The 16894-nt window shown below is 57.9% G+C and carries 12 protein-coding genes; 7 read left to right on the top strand and 5 right to left on the bottom strand.

Annotation, left to right across the window (positions count from 1 at the left end; genetic code table 11):
* Positions 1-35 precede the first annotated feature (35 nt).
* The 5 genes from JBO43_RS08220 (at position 36) to JBO43_RS08200 (ending at position 6265) form a co-directional block, all read left to right on the top strand.
* Entirely contained in the window at positions 36-1169 is a 1134-nt protein-coding gene (locus JBO43_RS08220) for an EF_0837/AHA_3915 family putative deacetylase (RefSeq protein WP_202674099.1), read from the top strand.
* Positions 1153-2271, top strand: a complete 1119-nt coding sequence (locus JBO43_RS08215; RefSeq protein WP_202674098.1) for a DgaE family pyridoxal phosphate-dependent ammonia lyase — start codon at positions 1153-1155, stop codon at positions 2269-2271. Before JBO43_RS08220 ends, JBO43_RS08215 begins: the two co-directional genes overlap by 17 nt.
* The gene (gene dagF / locus JBO43_RS08210; protein WP_202674097.1) at positions 2268-3008 is read left to right on the top strand and encodes a 2-dehydro-3-deoxy-phosphogluconate aldolase; all 741 of its coding nucleotides are present in this window, start codon (positions 2268-2270) and stop codon (positions 3006-3008) included. The genes JBO43_RS08215 and dagF overlap by 4 nt, the downstream gene beginning before the upstream one ends.
* Before the next feature lie 181 nt (positions 3009-3189).
* Positions 3190-4335 carry a lactonase family protein gene (locus JBO43_RS08205; protein ID WP_202674096.1) on the top strand — a complete coding sequence of 382 codons (1146 nt, stop codon included), beginning with the start codon at positions 3190-3192 and terminating at the stop codon, positions 4333-4335.
* Between the two features lie 19 nt (positions 4336-4354).
* The gene (locus tag JBO43_RS08200) at positions 4355-6265 is read left to right on the top strand and encodes a BglG family transcription antiterminator (RefSeq protein WP_103947899.1); all 1911 of its coding nucleotides are present in this window, start codon (positions 4355-4357) and stop codon (positions 6263-6265) included.
* A 32-nt stretch (positions 6266-6297) separates the two neighbouring features.
* Here the strand turns inward: JBO43_RS08200 and nrdG are convergent, their stop codons facing one another.
* The 5 genes from nrdG to treR form a co-directional block, all read right to left on the bottom strand.
* Positions 6298-6762 (bottom strand): anaerobic ribonucleoside-triphosphate reductase-activating protein, encoded by a 465-nt coding sequence (gene nrdG / locus JBO43_RS08195; RefSeq protein ID WP_103949815.1) that lies wholly within the window; start codon positions 6760-6762, stop codon positions 6298-6300.
* A gap of 122 nt (positions 6763-6884) precedes the next feature.
* On the bottom strand, positions 6885-9023 hold the full coding sequence (gene nrdD, locus JBO43_RS08190) for an anaerobic ribonucleoside-triphosphate reductase (RefSeq protein WP_095280551.1): 2139 nt from the start codon (positions 9021-9023) through the stop codon (positions 6885-6887).
* A gap of 471 nt (positions 9024-9494) precedes the next feature.
* Complete coding sequence (gene treC / locus JBO43_RS08185; RefSeq protein ID WP_202674095.1) at positions 9495-11150, bottom strand: alpha,alpha-phosphotrehalase; 1656 nt, start codon at positions 11148-11150, stop codon at positions 9495-9497.
* A 51-nt stretch (positions 11151-11201) separates the two neighbouring features.
* Positions 11202-12620 (bottom strand): PTS trehalose transporter subunit IIBC, encoded by a 1419-nt coding sequence (gene treB, locus JBO43_RS08180; RefSeq protein WP_174348700.1) that lies wholly within the window; start codon positions 12618-12620, stop codon positions 11202-11204.
* 124 nt (positions 12621-12744) lie between these two features.
* Positions 12745-13692 carry a trehalose operon repressor TreR gene (gene treR / locus JBO43_RS08175; RefSeq protein WP_103947903.1) on the bottom strand — a complete coding sequence of 316 codons (948 nt, stop codon included), beginning with the start codon at positions 13690-13692 and terminating at the stop codon, positions 12745-12747.
* A 194-nt stretch (positions 13693-13886) separates the two neighbouring features.
* On the opposite strand from treR, the gene mgtL reads away from it, so the two are divergent.
* Together mgtL and mgtA are read left to right on the top strand one after the other, a co-directional pair.
* On the top strand, positions 13887-13940 hold the full coding sequence (mgtL, locus tag JBO43_RS23175; protein WP_350315582.1) for a mgtA regulatory leader peptide MgtL: 54 nt from the start codon (positions 13887-13889) through the stop codon (positions 13938-13940).
* 148 nt (positions 13941-14088) lie between these two features.
* Positions 14089-16797: a magnesium-translocating P-type ATPase gene (mgtA, locus tag JBO43_RS08170; protein ID WP_103949812.1), complete on the top strand. Its 2709-nt coding sequence runs from the start codon at positions 14089-14091 to the stop codon at positions 16795-16797.
* Positions 16798-16894 lie beyond the last annotated feature (97 nt).

The following is a 16894-nucleotide window of genomic DNA, read 5'->3' as shown; positions in this document are numbered from 1 at the left end:
GGGCGCTCAGGCGCCCGTCCTTTCAGGAGATACGCATGTTTGATTTACTCCTGCGCCGTGCGCGCCTCACCGACGATACCCTGACCGATATCGCCATCCAGGACGGTAAAATCGCAGCGCTGGGCGAGATTTCCACTCCCGCACACAAAACCATCGAGCTGAACGGCGAAGTGTTCGTCAGCGCCGGCTGGATTGATTCCCACGTTCATTGCTACCCGAATTCCCCGATCTACCACGATGAGCCCGACAGCGTCGGCATCGCCACGGGCGTGACCTCGGTGGTGGATGCAGGCAGCACCGGTGCGGATGACGTGGACGACTTCTACGACATCACCCGCAAAGCGTCTACGGACGTTTTTGCCCTGCTGAACATCTCCCGCGTCGGGCTGATCGCCCAGAACGAACTGGCGAACATGGCTAATATCGACGCTGATGCGGTGAAACAGGCCGTTGCACGCCACCCGGATTTCATCGTTGGCCTGAAAGCGCGCATGAGCAGCAGCGTGGTGGGCGAAAACGGCATCACGCCGCTGGAACGCGCGAAAGCGATTCAGAAAGAGAACGGCGATCTGCCGCTGATGGTCCACATCGGCAATAACCCGCCGAATCTCGATGAGATCGCTGATTTGCTCAGCTCCGGCGACATCATCACCCACTGCTACAACGGCAAACCGAACCGTATTCTGACGCCAGAAGGCGAGCTGCGCGCTTCCGTCACCCGTGCGCTGAAGCGCGGCGTGCGTCTGGACGTCGGCCACGGTACCGCGAGCTTTAGCTTTGAAGTGGCGAAACGCGCCATCGCGATGGGCATTCTGCCGCACACCATCAGCTCGGACATCTACTGCCGCAACCGCATCAACGGTCCGGTGGGCAGTCTGGCCAGCGTGATGTCGAAATTCCTCGCCATTGGCATGTCGCTCCCGCAGGTGATCGAGTGTGTCACCGCCAACGCCGCCGATGGCCTGCGTCTGGCCCATAAAGGCCGCCTTCAGCCGGGTCTGGACGCCGACCTGACGCTGTTCACCGTCAAACGCCAGCCAACGCTGCTGGTGGATGCGGAAAACGACAGCCTGCAGGCTGAACATATTCTGGTGCCGCTTGCCGCGATCCGCGCGGGCAAGGGCTATATGACCGAACAAGGGAGTACGGAAAATGCCTTCGATTTATGAGAAATACGGTTTAAAACAAGTGATCAACACGTCTGGCCGCATGACCGCGCTGGGCGTATCCACGCCGCGCCCGGAAGTGGTGCAGGCGGCGATGGACGGCATGAACCAGTACTTCGAGATGAAAGATCTGGTGAATAAAACCGGGGAATACATCGCGAAGCTGCTGGACGTGGAAGGGGCGACGGTCGTCTCCTGTGCGTCGGCGGGGATTGCCCAGTCCGTCGCGGCGGTGCTGGTGAAAGACAGCGACTGGCTGCTGGAAAACCTGCACGTCACGCCGATCGAGAACAACGAAATTGTGCTGCCGAAAGGCCACAACGTTAACTTTGGTGCACCGGTCGGTACGATGGTGGCGCTCGGCGGCGGTAAACTGGTGGAAGCCGGGTACGCCAACGAATGCTCTGCCGATCAGCTGGCAGCGGCGATCACCCCACGCACGGCGGCGATCCTCTACATCAAATCGCACCACTGCGTGCAGAAAAGTATGCTCAGCGTTGAGCAGGCGGCAGTGGTGGCGCGTAAACACGATCTGCCGCTGATCGTCGATGCGGCCGCCGAAGAAGATCTTCACACCTATTATCGCTCTGGCGCGGATCTGGTGATCTACAGCGGCGCGAAGGCGATTGAAGGGCCAACCAGCGGGCTGGTGATCGGCAAAACGCAGTACGTCGAGTGGGTGAAACGCCAGACGGCGGGCATTGGTCGCGCAATGAAAGTGGGCAAAGAGGGGATTCTCGGCCTGACCTGCGCCATCGAACATTATCTGACGGCAACCAAAGAGAGCGGGGCAGAGATGGTGGCGAAGATGACGCCATTTATTGATTCCCTGAATACGCTTAACGGCGTCTCTGCCCGCGTGGTGTGGGACAGTGCCGGTCGCGATATCGCGCGCACCGAAATTAAATTCGACGAAGCCACCACCGGCGTCGGCACCGGCGATCTGGTATCGCAGCTTAAACAGGGTGAATACGCGATCTATTTCCGTGGCTACAAGGCCAACGAAGGGATTATCGAAGCGGACGTGCGCAGCGTCAGCGCCGATCAGCTGAACATTGTTTATCGCCGCATCCGCGAAGTCTTAAGCCAGGAGAAACAAGCATGAAACTGACCCCCAATTTTTACCGTGACCGCGTGTGTCTGAACGTGCTGGCCGGTTCCAAAGCTAACGCCAGTGCGATCTATGAAGCCGCAGAAGGTCATGTCCTGGTGGGCGTGCTCTCCAAAAACTATCCAGATGTGGCGAGCGCCGTTGCGGATATGCGTGAATACGCTGCGCTTATCGACAACGCGCTCTCCGTTGGGCTGGGCGCGGGCGACCCGAACCAGTCGGCGATGGTGAGCGAGATTTCTCGCCAAGTGCAGCCGCAGCACATCAACCAGGTGTTTACTGGCGTGGCGACCAGCCGCGCGCTGCTCGGGCAGAACGAGTCCGTGGTCAACGGTCTGGTGTCACCAACGGGTACCGTTGGGATGGTCAAAATCTCCACCGGCCCGCTGAGCAGCAAAGCGCCGGACGGTATCGTCCCGGTGGAAACGGCGATTGCCCTGCTGAAAGATTTCGGCGGCAGCTCGATCAAATACTTCCCGATGGGCGGCCTTGAATGCCGTGAAGAATACAAAGCCGTCGCCGAAGCCTGCGCCCGTCACGATTTCTGGCTGGAGCCGACCGGCGGTATTGATCTGGGTAACTTCGAGGAGATCCTGCAGATCGCCCTCGATGCAGGCGTGAGCAAAATCATTCCGCATATCTACAGTTCAATCATCGACAAAGCCAGCGGTGACACCCGTCCTGACGACGTGCGCACGCTGCTGGAGATGACGAAGAAGTTGGTTAAGTAGTTTCAGCCTGACCCCTCACCCTAACCCTCTCCCAAAGGAAGAGGGGACTAAACCTCCTTCTCCCTGTGGGAAAGGGGACTAAAACATCCTTCTTCCTGTGGGAAAGGGAACGCTTATCCCCCTCTCCCTGTGGGAGAGGGCCGGGGTGAGGGCACCAAACCGCACAAAGCCAGGAGCCACCATGCACACCCATCACCTGCTCGTTGCTTCACTCTCTATGCTCGCCACCGCCGCCATCGCCCAGCCCCAGTACGCCTGGGTCGGCACCTACAACCCGAACGGCGAGGGGCTGTACCGTTTTACTCTCGATCCGCAAACCGGCGCGCTCGGTAATAAAAAATTGGTCAGCCAACTGCCCAACGCCGCGCAGCTCACCGTCTCGCACGATGGCAAAACCCTCTATCTGGCGAGCGAAGCCGAGAAAGGGGTGATTCAGGCGCTGCGCATCGGTGCAGAGGGTGAACTGACCGAGCTCAATCAGGTGGCGTCCGGTGGAGCGGGGCCAGTGTATGTTTCGCTTACGCCGGAAGGGCGACATCTGCTGGTGGCGAACTACGTCAGCGGTTCGATTGCGGTGCTGCCGGTGAAAGCAGACGGCAGTCTGGCTGAGGCAACGGACACACATCAGGATCAGGGCGAACCCGGCGCAGCGAAACCGGAAGCAGCAGTGGAAGGGAGTTTCGCCGCCAGCGATCATAACGGCCCACACGCCCATATGATCGCCGCCGATCCGAGCGGGAAATTTGTCTTTTCGACGGATCTCGGCCTGGATCGCATTTATCAGTACCGCTTTGACGGTCAAAGCGGAAAACTCACCCCGAACGATCCGCCATTTATCAGCGCTTCGTCGAAAGGCGCGGGGCCCCGGCATTTCGTCTTTACCCCGAAAGGTGACGGCCTGTGGCTGATCAACGAGGAGTCCTCAACCCTGACCTGGTATGCACTGGATAAGACTTCCGGCACTCTGAAAGCAGGCAAAACGATTTCGTCACTGCCGAAGGAGTACAAAGGCACCAGTTTTGCCGCCGGGCTGGCGTTGAGCGCCGACGGCCAGCAGCTTTACGTCGCGAACCGTTTGCATAACAGCATCGCGCACTTTAGGGTAACGGCGGACGGCACGCTGGTGCATCAGGATGATGTCTGGACGCGCGGGGATTATCCGCGCTCGCTGACCCTGGATCAGCAGGGTCGCTGGCTGTACGTTATGAATCAACGCAGCGATAACATCACCCGTTTTCGCGTAGCGCCCGATGGCACACTAAGCTTTGAACCGGACTACACGCCGGTCGGCAGTCCATCACAGATGGTCATTTCAACCGGGCCATGAGCCGTAAGAGGACAAAGACGTGCGATTTCCGAACCAACGTTTAGCGCAACTGTTTGATCTGTTGCAAAACGAGACGCTGCCGCAGGATGAACTGGCGCAGCGGTTGTCGGTATCCACGCGTACCGTACGGGCGGATATCACCGCCCTCAACGCGCTGCTGGCTGGCCACGGCGCGCAGTTTATTCTCAGCCGCGGCAACGGCTATCAGCTTAAAATTGACGATGCCTCGCGCTATCAGTCGTTGCAGGATTCCCGTCCGCGTGCGCTGCGTATTCCGCGCACCGGTCAGGAGCGTGTGCATTATCTGGTGGTGCGTTTTCTCACCTCCGCCTTTTCCTTAAAACTGGAAGATTTGGCTGATGAATGGTTTGTCAGCCGCGCCACGTTACAAAGTGACATGGCAGAAGTGCGAGAGTGGTTCCAGCGTTATTCTTTGACCCTGGAAACGCGCCCGCGCCACGGCATGAAACTGTTCGGCAGTGAGATGTCGATTCGCGCCTGCCTGACGGATTTGCTGTGGGAACTGGCGCAGCAGGACAGCCTCAATCCGCTGGTGACGGAAGTCGCCCTCAATGCGGGTGTGCCGGAGCAACTGGTGGTGGTGCTGCACGACACCCTTACGCGCCATCACATTCGTCTCACGGATGAAGGCGAGCTGTTTGTCCGTCTGTATTGCGCCGTGTCGGTGCGGCGTATCAGCGAAGGCTATCCGCTGCCGGAATTCCACGCCGAAGATGTGGAAGAGAATGTACGCAATGCCGCGCGTGATATCGCCGTCGCCATTGCGCACCTTGCCGACAAAGTACTCGCCCCGTCGGAGGAAAACTGGCTCTGCGTCCACATCGCCGCGCGTCAAATTCAGGAGATCGCCCCGAGTGCGATTAACGCCGACGACGACGAAGCGTTGGTGAATTACATTCTGCACTACATCAACAGCCACTATAACTACAACCTGCTGAACGACGCCCAGCTGCATGCGGATTTGCTGACGCATATCAAAACCATGATCACCCGCGTGCGCTACCAAATCATGATCCCCAACCCGCTGCTGGATAACATCAAGCAGCACTACCCGATGGCGTGGGACATGACCCTGGCGGCGGTCTCTGGCTGGGGGAAATACACCCCGTATGTGATCAGCGAAAACGAAATTGGTTTTCTGGTGCTGCACATCGGTGTCGGTCTGGAGCGGCACTACAACGTCGGGTATCAGCGCCAGCCGCGCGTCCTGCTGGTGTGCGACGCCGGAAACGCGATGGCACGTATGATTGAGGCGGTGCTGCAACGTAAATACCCGCAGGTGGAAGTGACGCGCACCGTCACGTTGCGTGAGTACGAACTGGCGGAAAGTATTAGCGAGGATTTCGTTATCTCCACTGCGCGTATCAGCGAAAAAGCCAAACCGGTGGTACAAATCGCCCCGTTCCCAACCGACTATCAGCTGGAGCAGATCGGCAAGCTGGTGCTGGTGGACCGCACCCGTCCGTGGATGCTGGAAAAATACTTCGACGCCGAGCATTTCCGGGTGATTGATTCAAGTATCGATCAGCAAACTTTGTTCCAGGAACTGTGCGGGCAATTGCGTCAGGAAGGGTTTGTCGACGCGGAGTTTCTTGATTCGGTGGTGGAACGTGAAGCCATCGTCAGCACCATGCTCGGTGACGGCATCGCGCTCCCGCACTCCCTCGGTCTGCTGGCGCAAAAAACCGTGGTCTACACTGTGCTGGCCCCCCAGGGCATCAAATGGGGCGACGAAACGGCGCACGTGATTTTCCTGCTGGCGATCAGCAAAAGCGAGTACGAAGAGGCGATGGCTATCTACGATATTTTCGTCACCTTCCTGCGTGAACGGGCCATGACGCGCCTGTGCGGCTGCCGCGATTTTGCGGAGTTCAAAACAGTGGCGATGGAGAGTTTGAGTCGATTTTAAGACGATGGGCGGAGAAGGTATCCGCCCATCGATTAACGTAAATGATGCACAACCTGGTTGCTGCTACCGCGCCAGATAAGCGCCGGGTCTTTCAAATCCTGCACAAACTTGCCGTCGACCAGGACGTTAATCAGGTCGACGATTTCCATTTGCGCATCGTTCAGCTCATCCAGCTTGTAGCCGGTCCACACCCAAATGTCTTTCCCCGCGCACTCTTTGTGAATGCGCTTCACCAGTTTCAGAATGTGCGGCACGTTCTGTGGGTGAAGCGGGTCGCCACCGGAGAGTGAAATCCCCTGGCGTGGAATGCGCGTGTCGTTCAGATCGCTGATGATCCGGTTTTCCATTTCGTCGTCAAACGGCAGGCCCGAGTTCAGCCGCCAGGTGCTTTTGTTGTAGCAGCCGGGGCATTCGTGAACGCACCCTGAAACAAACAGGGTGCAGCGGGTGCCGGGGCCATTGACGATGTCGACGGGGTAATATTGGTGGTAATTCATTTCTGTTTCCCAATGAGCACGCTGATGCCCTCACCCCGGCCCTCTCCCACAGGGAGAGGGAGTTCAAGTCCCCTCTCCCTTGAGGGAGAGGGCTAGGGTGAGGGGGAAAATTCCGCGACGAATTACCCGATCTGCCCATTCCCTAAATGCTTCACGCGGCGTTTCACTTCTTCCTGCTTGCCGGCGTTGAACGGACGCGCGTCCGGGCTGCCGAGATAACCGCACACGCGGCGGGTCACGGAGACACGGGCCGCGTCGTGGTTACCGCATTTCGGACAGGTAAAGCCCTTGCTGGTACATTCAAACTCACCGGTAAAGCCACACTCGTAGCATTCGTCGATCGGCGTGTTGGTCCCGTAATACGGCACGTGCTGATAGCTGTAATCCCACACGTCTTCCAGCGCTTTCAGGTTGTGCTGAATGTTCGGGTACTCGCCGTAACAGATGAAACCGCCGTTGGCGACTGGCGGATAGGCCGCTTCAAAGTCGATCTTGTCGTACGGATTGACCTTTTTCTCGACGTCGAGGTGGAAGCTGTTGGTGTAGTAGCCTTTGTCGGTCACGCCGTTCACCACGCCAAACTCGGCGGTGTCGAGGCGGCAGAAACGGTCGCAGAGGTTCTCGCTCGGTGTGCTGTAGAGGCTAAAGCCGTAGCCGGTTTCGTCTTTCCACAGATCCACCGCATCGCGCAGACGCTGGACGATAGCCACGCCTTTCTCACGCAGGGCCTCGCTGTCATACATATGCTGATTGCCGAACAGCGCGTTGATGGTTTCGTGAATGCCGATATAACCCAGAGAAATCGACGCGCGACCGTTCTTGAAGATTTCAGACACGTCGTCGTCTGCTTTCAGACGGACACCGCAGGCGCCTTCCATATACAGGATCGGTGCCACGCGGGCTTTAACCCCTTCCAGACGGGCGATGCGGGTCATCAGCGCTTTACGTGCCAGCTGCAGACGCTCGTCAAGCAGCGTCCAGAACGCGGCTTCATCCCCCTTCGCTTCCAGCGCGATGCGCGGCAGGTTGAGGCTGATCACGCCGATATTGTTACGGCCTTCATGGATCTGCTCGCCGTGTTCATTTTCATACACGCCGAGGAAGCTGCGGCAGCCCATCGGGGTTTTGAACGAACCGGTGACTTTCACCACCTGGTCGTAGTTCAGAATATCCGGGTACATGCGCTTGCTCGCGCATTCCAGCGCCAGCTGTTTGATGTCGTAGTTCGCATCGCCAAACTTATGGTTCAGGCCATCGCGAATGGCGAAGACCAGTTTCGGGAACACCGCGGTTTTGCGGTTTTTGCCGAGGCCAGAGATACGGTTGCGCAGAATCGACTGCTGAATCAGACGCGATTCCCAGCTGGTTCCCAGACCAAAACCGAAGGTAACAAACGGCGTCTGGCCGTTGGCGGTGTGCAGGGTGTTCACTTCATATTCGAGAGACTGGAACGCGTCGTAGCACTCTTTCTCGGTACGAGAATGCGCATAACCGTCGGCATCAGGAATATTCCACTCCTGCGCCACTTTACGATGCTTGTTGAAGCTCTCGGTGACGAACGGGGCCAGCACTTCGTCGATGCGGTTGATGGTGGTGCCGCCGTAGATGTGGCTGGCGACCTGGGCGATGATCTGCGCCGTCACCGCCGTGGCGGTAGAGATGGATTTTGGTGGCTCAATCTCGGCGTTACCCATTTTAAAGCCGTGGGTCAGCATGCCTTTCAGGTCGATCAGCATGCAGTTGAACATCGGGAAGAACGGCGAGTAGTCGAGATCGTGGTAGTGGATCTCACCGCGCTCATGCGCCTGCACCACGTCGCGCGGCAGCAGGTGCTGACGGGCATAGTGCTTGGCGACGATACCGGCCAGCAGGTCGCGCTGGGTCGGGATCACCTTGCTGTCTTTATTGGCGTTTTCATTGAGCAGCGCCGAGTTGGTCTGCTCGACCAGTCCGCGAATCTCCTGATTCAGGCGACCGCGCTTTTCACGCTGGATGTCACGGTCGTGACGATACTCAATGTAGGCGCGCGCCAGCTGCTTGTACGGACCGGACATCAGCTGGTTTTCTACCGCAGTCTGGATCTCATTGATATCCACCTGACTGCGTTCATTCATCTGGCTACAGACGATTTCTGCGACGGTGGCGCAGTAATCTGCGTCATCGACTCCCGCTGCTTTAGCTGCACGCAGAATGGCTTCTTTGATGCGCTCTGACTTAAACGGCACTTTACAGCCATCACGTTTCATCACATGCGGTGTCATGATCACTCCATTAAAAACAGGTTATCCACAGAGGTGGGGAAGTATGCTCTGGACGCAAGTCCCGATGTCTCAGTCACTTCCCTCGTTCCCGACGCTTGTTATCCACAATTCCGGCCAGCGTTGACGCCGTTGTCTTGTTGGAATAGTAGACGATAAATACAATATGTTGGGTCGGCGTGCATTTTAAGTTCTATATGTAGTGATTTGCATCAAACATGTTTGCGATTTTTTTGATTCAGAACAAAGTAAAAAGACGAGAGTACAAATGGCGGGCACTGTAGCGTTTGTAAAGGCCAGGCAGGAAAATTCTGATTAATTATTCAACAAAAACAGTAAGGTATTGCCGGGAAAACGTAGCGCTGCCCAGACAACTTTGCCCGGCGGCACTTCGTTTGCGCGGGCCTACAACACCATAAAGATTGTGGGTTTGTAGGCCGGGTAAGCGAAGCGCCACCCGGCAAACACGTTCATCTACTCCTGCATCCACCACACCGCTTCAAACGGGCGCAGCGTCATCGCCGTCGGTTTCGCGGCCACTTCGGCGTAGTTGCTGATGACCACGCGCCAGTCGCCACTCACAGCATCCGGCTGCCATTCCTGGCATTCGCGACTCAGGTTCGCGACCACCATCAACGTCTGCCCTTGCCACTGGCGACGATAGCACCACAGGGAAGGGTGCAACGGCAGCAGATCCTGATAGTCACCCCAGGTCAGCAGCGGAAGTGATTTACGCAGCGCAATCAGCGACTGGTAGGTATAAAACACCGAATCGGGATCGTTGAGCGCCGCGTCCACATTGATGGTTTCGACGTTATCGCACAGATCGATCCACGGCTCACCGGTGGTAAATCCGCCGTTCGGCGTGGCATCCCACTGCATCGGTGTGCGGCCGTTGTCGCGGGATTTACTCGCCAGAATTGCCAGAAGTTCGTCAGCATCGCGGCCTGTTGCCCGCAGTTCAGCGAACATGTTGTGGCTTTCCACATCGCGGTAATCGGTGATGCGCGCGAAATGCGGGTTGGTCATCCCGATCTCTTCGCCCTGATAGATGTACGGCGTGCCCTGCATCCCGTGCAGCACCATCGCCAGCATTTTGGCGGAGGTGGCGCGGTACTCGCCCTCGTCGCCAAAACGTGAAACGATGCGCGGCTGGTCGTGGTTACACCAGAACAGGGCGTTCCAGGCAACACCATGCATCCCCTGCTGCCAGTGGCTGAACAGCGTTTTCAGCGCCACGTAATCGGGCTTCGCGAGCGTCCATTTTTCGCCGTTCGGATAATCGACTTTCAGGTGGTGGAAGTTAAAGGTCATCGACAGTTCGCGCCCGTCGAGAGCGGCGTATTGCTGGCAGTTTTCCAGCGACGTCGAGGACATCTCGCCCACGGTCATCAGGTTGCGCGGGGTGAAGACGTCCCGGCTCATCTCCTGGAGATATTCATGGGCGCGCGGGCCGTCGGTGTAGAAACGGCGGCCATCGCCCAGCGGATCGTTCGGGAAATCCTGGTCCTTGGAGATCAGGTTAATTACGTCGAGACGCAGGCCGTCCAAGCCGCGATCGGCCCAGAACTCGCACACTTTTTTCAGCTCGCTGCGCACGTCCGGGTTTTCCCAGTTCAGATCCGCCTGCTCCGGGGCGAACAGGTGCAGATAATACTGCTCGCTCTCAGCATGCCAGCGCCAGGCGTTGCCGCCAAATTTGGAGCGCCAGTTGTTCGGAAGCTGGTCCGGCGTGCTATCGCGCCAGATATAGAACTCACGGTACGGACTTTCTTTATTCAGCGATTCGCGGAACCACGCGTGCTGCGTGGAGGTGTGGTTGAGCACCATGTCGAGCACCAGACGGATGCCGCGCGCGTGGGCCTGCGCCACCAGCTCATCAAAATCATCCAGCGTGCCGTAGGCCGGATCGATGGCGGTATAGTTCGCCACATCGTAGCCGTTGTCCACCTGCGGGGAAATGTAGAAAGGGGTCAGCCAGATGGCGTCCACGCCAAGGGTTTTTAGGTAGTCCAGACGCTGCGTTACACCGCGTAAATCACCGGTGCCACGACCGGTCGTGTCCTGAAAACTCTTTGGGTAAATCTGATAGATGACGCCGTTTTGCCACCAGTGCGGAAGGGTATTCATAATGCGTTCCTGCAAATGCGAAGGGGCGCAATTGCGCCCCGAAAGAAGAAGTTAAACAATCTGCAGCGTGCCCTGACGGAACTTGCGCTGATAGATAACGGTCGTCAGCGCCATCGGGACGATAATCGCCACCGCCATCGCCAGAGCAAACACCTGCCAGTAGGTCGGCTGAATCGAGAGGATGCCCGGCAGGCCACCCACGCCGATGCCGTTCGCCATCACGCCGTTCAGACCACACAGCAGCCCTGCCAGCCCCGAACCGATCATCGCGCACAGCATCGGGAAGCGGTATTTCAGGTTGATGCCGTACATCGCCGGTTCGGTGACGCCGAGGTAGGCGGAGATCGCCGCCGGAACGGAAATTTCACGCTCGTTGTGTTTGCGGCTGACCAAAATAATGCCGGTGACAGCAGAGGCCTGCGCAATGTTCGACAGGGCGATAATCGGCCAGACCGGCGTGCCGCCGAGGCTCTGAATCATCTGCATGTCGATAGCCAGCGTGGTCTGATGCACGCCGGTAATCACCAGCGGCGCATAGAGGAAGCCAAACAGCGCGGCGCCAATCGGAGCGAAGCTGCCGGTCATCAGGTGACGGACCGCGAAGGCCACGCCGTCGCCAATCATGCGGCCAAACGGGCCGATAAAGGCGTGGGCGAGGAACACAGCCAGAATCAACGAACAGACCGGAACCACCACCAGATAGAGGTAATCCGGCACGATGCGTTTCAGGCGCGTCTCAATAAAGCCCAGCGCCAGACCGGCCAGCAGAGCGGGGATAACCTGCGCCTGATAACCCACTTTAGCGATAGTAAACAGGCCGAAGTTCCACACTTCTGGCACCTGCTGCCCAAGTAAGTAAGCGTTCATTAACTGCGGAGAGACCAGCGTCACGCCGAGCACGATACCGAGGATCGGCGTTCCGCCCATTTTACGCACCGCCGACCAGCAGATCCCGACAGGCAGATAGAAGAAGATCGCCTCGCCAATCAGCCACAGGAAGTCATAGATGCTTTGCAGCGCCGGATACATCTGCGCCAGGGTTTTGCCGTCGCTCATCGGCACGTCGCCGATCACGTTGCGGAAGCCGAGGATTAAGCCTCCGCTTATCAGCGCCGGCAGCAGCGGGAAGAAGATCTCCGCGAAGTGGGAGATCAGCTGCTCGTGCCATTTCATATTCTGGCGCGCCGCTTTCTTGGCCTGCTCTTTGTCCGCCGTCGAATGCCCGGTTGTCGACAGCAGGGCCTGATAGTAATCGCCCACTTCGGTACCAATCACTACCTGGAACTGCCCGGCGTTGGTGAAGCAACCTTTGACCATCGACAGTTCCTCGATGGCCTTCGGATTGGCTTTGGCCGGATCGTTCAGCACAAAACGCAGACGGGTAATGCAGTGGCTGACGGTGGCGATATTTTCGCGGCCCCCAACCAGAACGATCAGCTGGTCGATATCAGTTTGTTTAACTTTGCTCATCATGAAGCCTCATGACAGATGTGGAGGGTAATGACCTGGACGCAAGCCTACTCTTTGAGCGACACGGTGAAAATGGGAACGTTCCCGAAATCGGGCGAGGATCACAATAATCCGTTTTAAAGGGTTAAGAGAGGTGGGCTGGAATGACGATCTGACGGGGTTCGCTGCGCCCGTTTATCTGCTCAATAAGCTGCACAGCCGCCTGGCGGCCCGCTTCAGCGTAGCCCGGATCGACGGTGACAATCTCAGGATGGAGGAACTTCATCAGCGGTGTGCTGCCCACGCTGGCGAGCTGGACGGTGTCGATGCGCTGCTCCTGCAAATATTTGCTGGCTCCCAGCGCGAGGGTATCGGTCGCGCAAATCAGCGCGGTGGTTTGCGGGGTCAACACGCTTGCCACCTGATCGTAGCCCTGTTTCATTGCCAGACCGGGCAGCGAGGCAACCGCCGGAAGATTGTGCTGTTTGCAAAATGCGAGATAGGCTTCGTGGCGACGCTTACCGGTGGTGACGTCACTGTGCGGCACGCCGAGGAAGCTAATATGGCGATGGCCCTGCTCGTACAGACGCTGCATCAGGGTGAGGATCGCGCCTTCGTCGTCGTAACAAACAGAGGCAAACCCGCTGGCGTCGCGCGCCAGCAGCACCAGCGAGGACTGCCAGGGTTTCAGCGTTTCATCCTTAATGCCGGTAAAACCAAACAGCACCACGCCGTCGATATTACGTCGTTGCAGCATCCCAAGATGCTCCTCCACCAGCAGAGGCGAGAACTGGCTCTCCATCATGATCGGATCGTAGCCTTGTTCGTAAAACGCAGGCAGCATGGTTTGCACCGCCAGATTTTCAGACAGGGAATCGAGACGCGAGACGATAATAGCGACCACTTTGTCGCTCTGCCCGCGCATGGCACGCGCGGAGCGGGAAGGGGAAAAACCGTGCTGATTCATGACCGCCTCGACGCGTTCGCGCGTGCGTTCGCTGACGCCACTTTCGTTGTTCAGTACGCGCGACACGGTGGATTTCCCTACGCCGCTTAAACGGGCGATGTCTTTAATGGTCAGGCGGTTCTGCATCCTTTATTCCCTGTAACGGCGGCAAGTCGTCAATTGAGACTAATGCTTACGATTTAATTAGCAATGAGCAAAGTCTGGTATATGTACGGTTTAAATCTGCGGGCGTATCATACCGCCCGAATCGCTACTAAAGGTATGGTTAAAACACGATACTGCGCCGCGATTAACCCTTTTTTTCACTTACCGGAGGCCGTATGGATCCCGATCCCACACCTCTCCAGCAATGGAGTTTAAGTACTTTCCGGTAAGCCAGTCGTCTTCTAACTGTCTCGCCGGTGATGTGAGGCAGTGACATCTCAATGTTCCTGCTATAAAAATTTAAGTGCCATTCAGGTACCGCATTGTTGCGCCTGAAGGTAACACTGCGTCCGCCTTTGCGGATGTGGGGGACTTTTTATGCTGAAAAATATCACCCAGCAGCTGCTCGCTCAGCTGAACCGCCACCTGCCGCGCCGTCTTGTCCAGCGCGATCCGCTGCCGAACGCCAAAAATCTGGCTGGGGCCGCTATTCCGCCCACGCTGACGGAACATTGCCTCAAAGCCGCCGCGATGGACGAAAACGAAGTCTGGCGCGCCTTCGGCGGTCACCCGGAAGGGTTGAACGCGGCGGAAGTGGAAAAAACACGCGCCGAGCACGGCGACAACCAAATCCCGGCGCAAAAACCGGCTCCGTGGTTTGTCCATCTCTGGCTTTGCTACCGCAACCCGTTCAACCTGCTGTTGACCGTTCTGGCGATTATTTCCTACGCCACCGAAGATCTGTTTGCCGCAGGCGTGATAGCCCTGATGGTAGCGATCTCCACCATGCTCAACTTCATTCAGGAAGCGCGTTCCACCCGTGCGGCGGACGCCCTGAAAGCGATGGTCAGCAATACTGCCACCGTCCAGCGCGTGATCAATGAGAAGGGCGAAAGCGCCTGGCTGGAACTGCCGATCGATCAGCTGGTGGTGGGCGACATCATTAAGCTGGCGGCGGGGGACATGATCCCGGCGGACCTGCGCGTGGTGCAGGCCCGCGATCTGTTCGTCGCCCAGGCGTCCCTGACCGGTGAATCCCTGCCGGTCGAGAAAGTGGCGCGTAGCCGCAACCCGCAGCAAACCAACCCGCTCGAAAGCGATACTCTGTGCTTCATGGGCACTACCGTGGTGAGCGGCACCGCGCAGGCGATCGTCATTGCCACCGGCGGCAACACCTGGTTTGGACAGCTGGCCGGGCGCGTCAGCGAGCAGGAAAGCGAGCCGAATGCGTTCCAGAAAGGCATCGGTCGCGTCAGCATGTTGCTGATCCGCTTCATGATGGTGATGACGCCTATCGTGCTGCTCATCAACGGCTACACCAAAGGCGACTGGTGGGAAGCGGCGCTGTTTGCCCTGTCCGTGGCGGTCGGTTTAACGCCGGAAATGCTGCCGATGATTGTCACCTCCACGCTGGCGCGCGGGGCGGTGAAGCTCTCTAAACAGAAAGTGATTGTGAAACACCTCGACGCCATTCAGAACTTTGGCGCGATGGATATTCTTTGCACCGATAAAACCGGCACCCTGACGCAGGATAAAATTGTGCTGGAGAATCATACGGATGTCTCTGGCAAAGTCAGCGAACGCGTGCTGCAAACCGCGTGGCTGAACAGCCACTACCAGACCGGGCTGAAAAACCTGCTGGACGTTGCGGTGCTGGAAGGGGTGGACGAAGATTCTGCGCGCACGCTCTCAACGCGCTGGCAAAAAGTGGATGAGATCCCATTCGACTTCGAGCGTCGCCGTATGTCGGTGGTGGTCAGCGAGCAAGCGGATGTCCATCAGCTGATCTGCAAAGGGGCGCTGCAGGAGATCCTCAATGTCTCTACCCAGGTGCGTCATAACGGTGAAATCGTGCCGCTCGACGACACCATGCTGCGTCGCATTAAACGCGTGACCGACAGCCTGAACCGTCAGGGGCTGCGCGTGGTGGCGGTCGCCAGCAAATTCTTGCCGGGCCGCGAAGGGGATTATCATCGTGTCGATGAGTCGGATCTGATCCTCGAAGGTTACATCGCCTTCCTCGATCCACCGAAAGAGACCACAGCACCGGCGCTGAAGGCGCTGAAAGCCTCCGGTATCACCGTAAAAATCCTTACCGGCGACAGCGAGCTGGTAGCAGCGAAAGTGTGTCACGAAGTGGGGCTGGATGCGGGCGAGGTGGTGACGGGGAGCGATATCGAAACGCTTTCCGATGACGAACTGGCTGCGCTTGCCAAAACTACTACCCTGTTCGCACGCCTGACGCCAATGCATAAAGAACGCATCGTCACCCTGCTGCGCCGCGAAGGGCACGTGGTCGGCTTTATGGGCGACGGCATCAACGATGCCCCGGCGCTGCGCGCGGCGGATATCGGGATTTCCGTTGACGGGGCGGTCGATATTGCCCGTGAAGCGGCCGATATCATCCTGCTGGAAAAGAGCCTGATGGTGCTGGAGCAGGGCGTGATCGAAGGACGTCGTACCTTCGCCAACATGCTGAAATACATCAAAATGACCGCCAGCTCTAACTTCGGTAACGTCTTCAGCGTACTGGTGGCGAGCGCCTTCCTGCCGTTCCTGCCGATGCTGCCGCTGCACCTGCTGATTCAGAACCTGATGTACGATGTCTCTCAGGTGGCGATCCCGTTTGATAACGTTGATGACGAGCAGATCCAAAAACCGCAGCGCTGGAACCCGTCGGATCTCGGTCGCTTCATGCTGTTCTTTGGCCCAATCAGCTCTATCTTCGACATTCTTACCTTCTGCCTGATGTGGTTCGTGTTCCACGCTAACACGCCAGAACATCAAACCCTGTTCCAGTCCGGCTGGTTCGTGGTCGGGCTGCTGTCGCAAACGCTGATTGTGCATATGATCCGTACGCGCCGCATTCCGTTCATCCAGAGCCGCGCCGCCTGGCCGCTGATTATTATGACCGGCGTCGTCATGGTACTGGGTATCGCGCTGCCGTTCTCACCGCTGGCGAGCTACCTGAACCTGCAGGCGCTGCCGCTGAGCTACTTCCCTTGGCTGGTGGCGATTCTGGCGGGCTACATGGTTCTGACCCAGATGGTGAAAGGGTTCTACAGCCGTCGGTACGGTTGGCAGTAAGTTTTTCCCCTCACCCTAACCCTCTCCCAAAGGGAGAGGGGACTTGGACTCCCTCTCCCTGTGGGAGAGGGCCGGGGTGAGGGGACTTTGACACCCT

This window comes from Lelliottia jeotgali (genome assembly GCF_016771845.1).
Classification (GTDB): domain Bacteria; phylum Pseudomonadota; class Gammaproteobacteria; order Enterobacterales; family Enterobacteriaceae; genus Enterobacter; species Enterobacter jeotgali.
This window is presented reverse-complemented; position numbering and strand designations above follow the sequence as displayed.

Excerpts from the sequence above, each read along its gene's own strand:
- JBO43_RS08205 (WP_202674096.1), top strand. The coding sequence starts at position 3,190 with ATGCACACCCATCACCTGCTCGTTGCTTCACTCTCTATGCTCGCCACC.
- JBO43_RS08220 (WP_202674099.1), top strand. The coding sequence starts at position 36 with ATGTTTGATTTACTCCTGCGCCGTGCGCGCCTCACCGACGATACCCTG.
- dagF (WP_202674097.1), top strand. The coding sequence starts at position 2,268 with ATGAAACTGACCCCCAATTTTTACCGTGACCGCGTGTGTCTGAACGTG.
- treR (WP_103947903.1), bottom strand. The coding sequence starts at position 13,692 with ATGCAGAACCGCCTGACCATTAAAGACATCGCCCGTTTAAGCGGCGTA.
- nrdG (WP_103949815.1), bottom strand. The coding sequence starts at position 6,762 with ATGAATTACCACCAATATTACCCCGTCGACATCGTCAATGGCCCCGGC.
- nrdD (WP_095280551.1), bottom strand. The coding sequence starts at position 9,023 with ATGACACCGCATGTGATGAAACGTGATGGCTGTAAAGTGCCGTTTAAG.
- mgtA (WP_103949812.1), top strand. The coding sequence starts at position 14,089 with ATGCTGAAAAATATCACCCAGCAGCTGCTCGCTCAGCTGAACCGCCAC.
- treC (WP_202674095.1), bottom strand. The coding sequence starts at position 11,150 with ATGAATACCCTTCCGCACTGGTGGCAAAACGGCGTCATCTATCAGATT.
- JBO43_RS08215 (WP_202674098.1), top strand. The coding sequence starts at position 1,153 with ATGCCTTCGATTTATGAGAAATACGGTTTAAAACAAGTGATCAACACG.
- treB (WP_174348700.1), bottom strand. The coding sequence starts at position 12,620 with ATGAGCAAAGTTAAACAAACTGATATCGACCAGCTGATCGTTCTGGTT.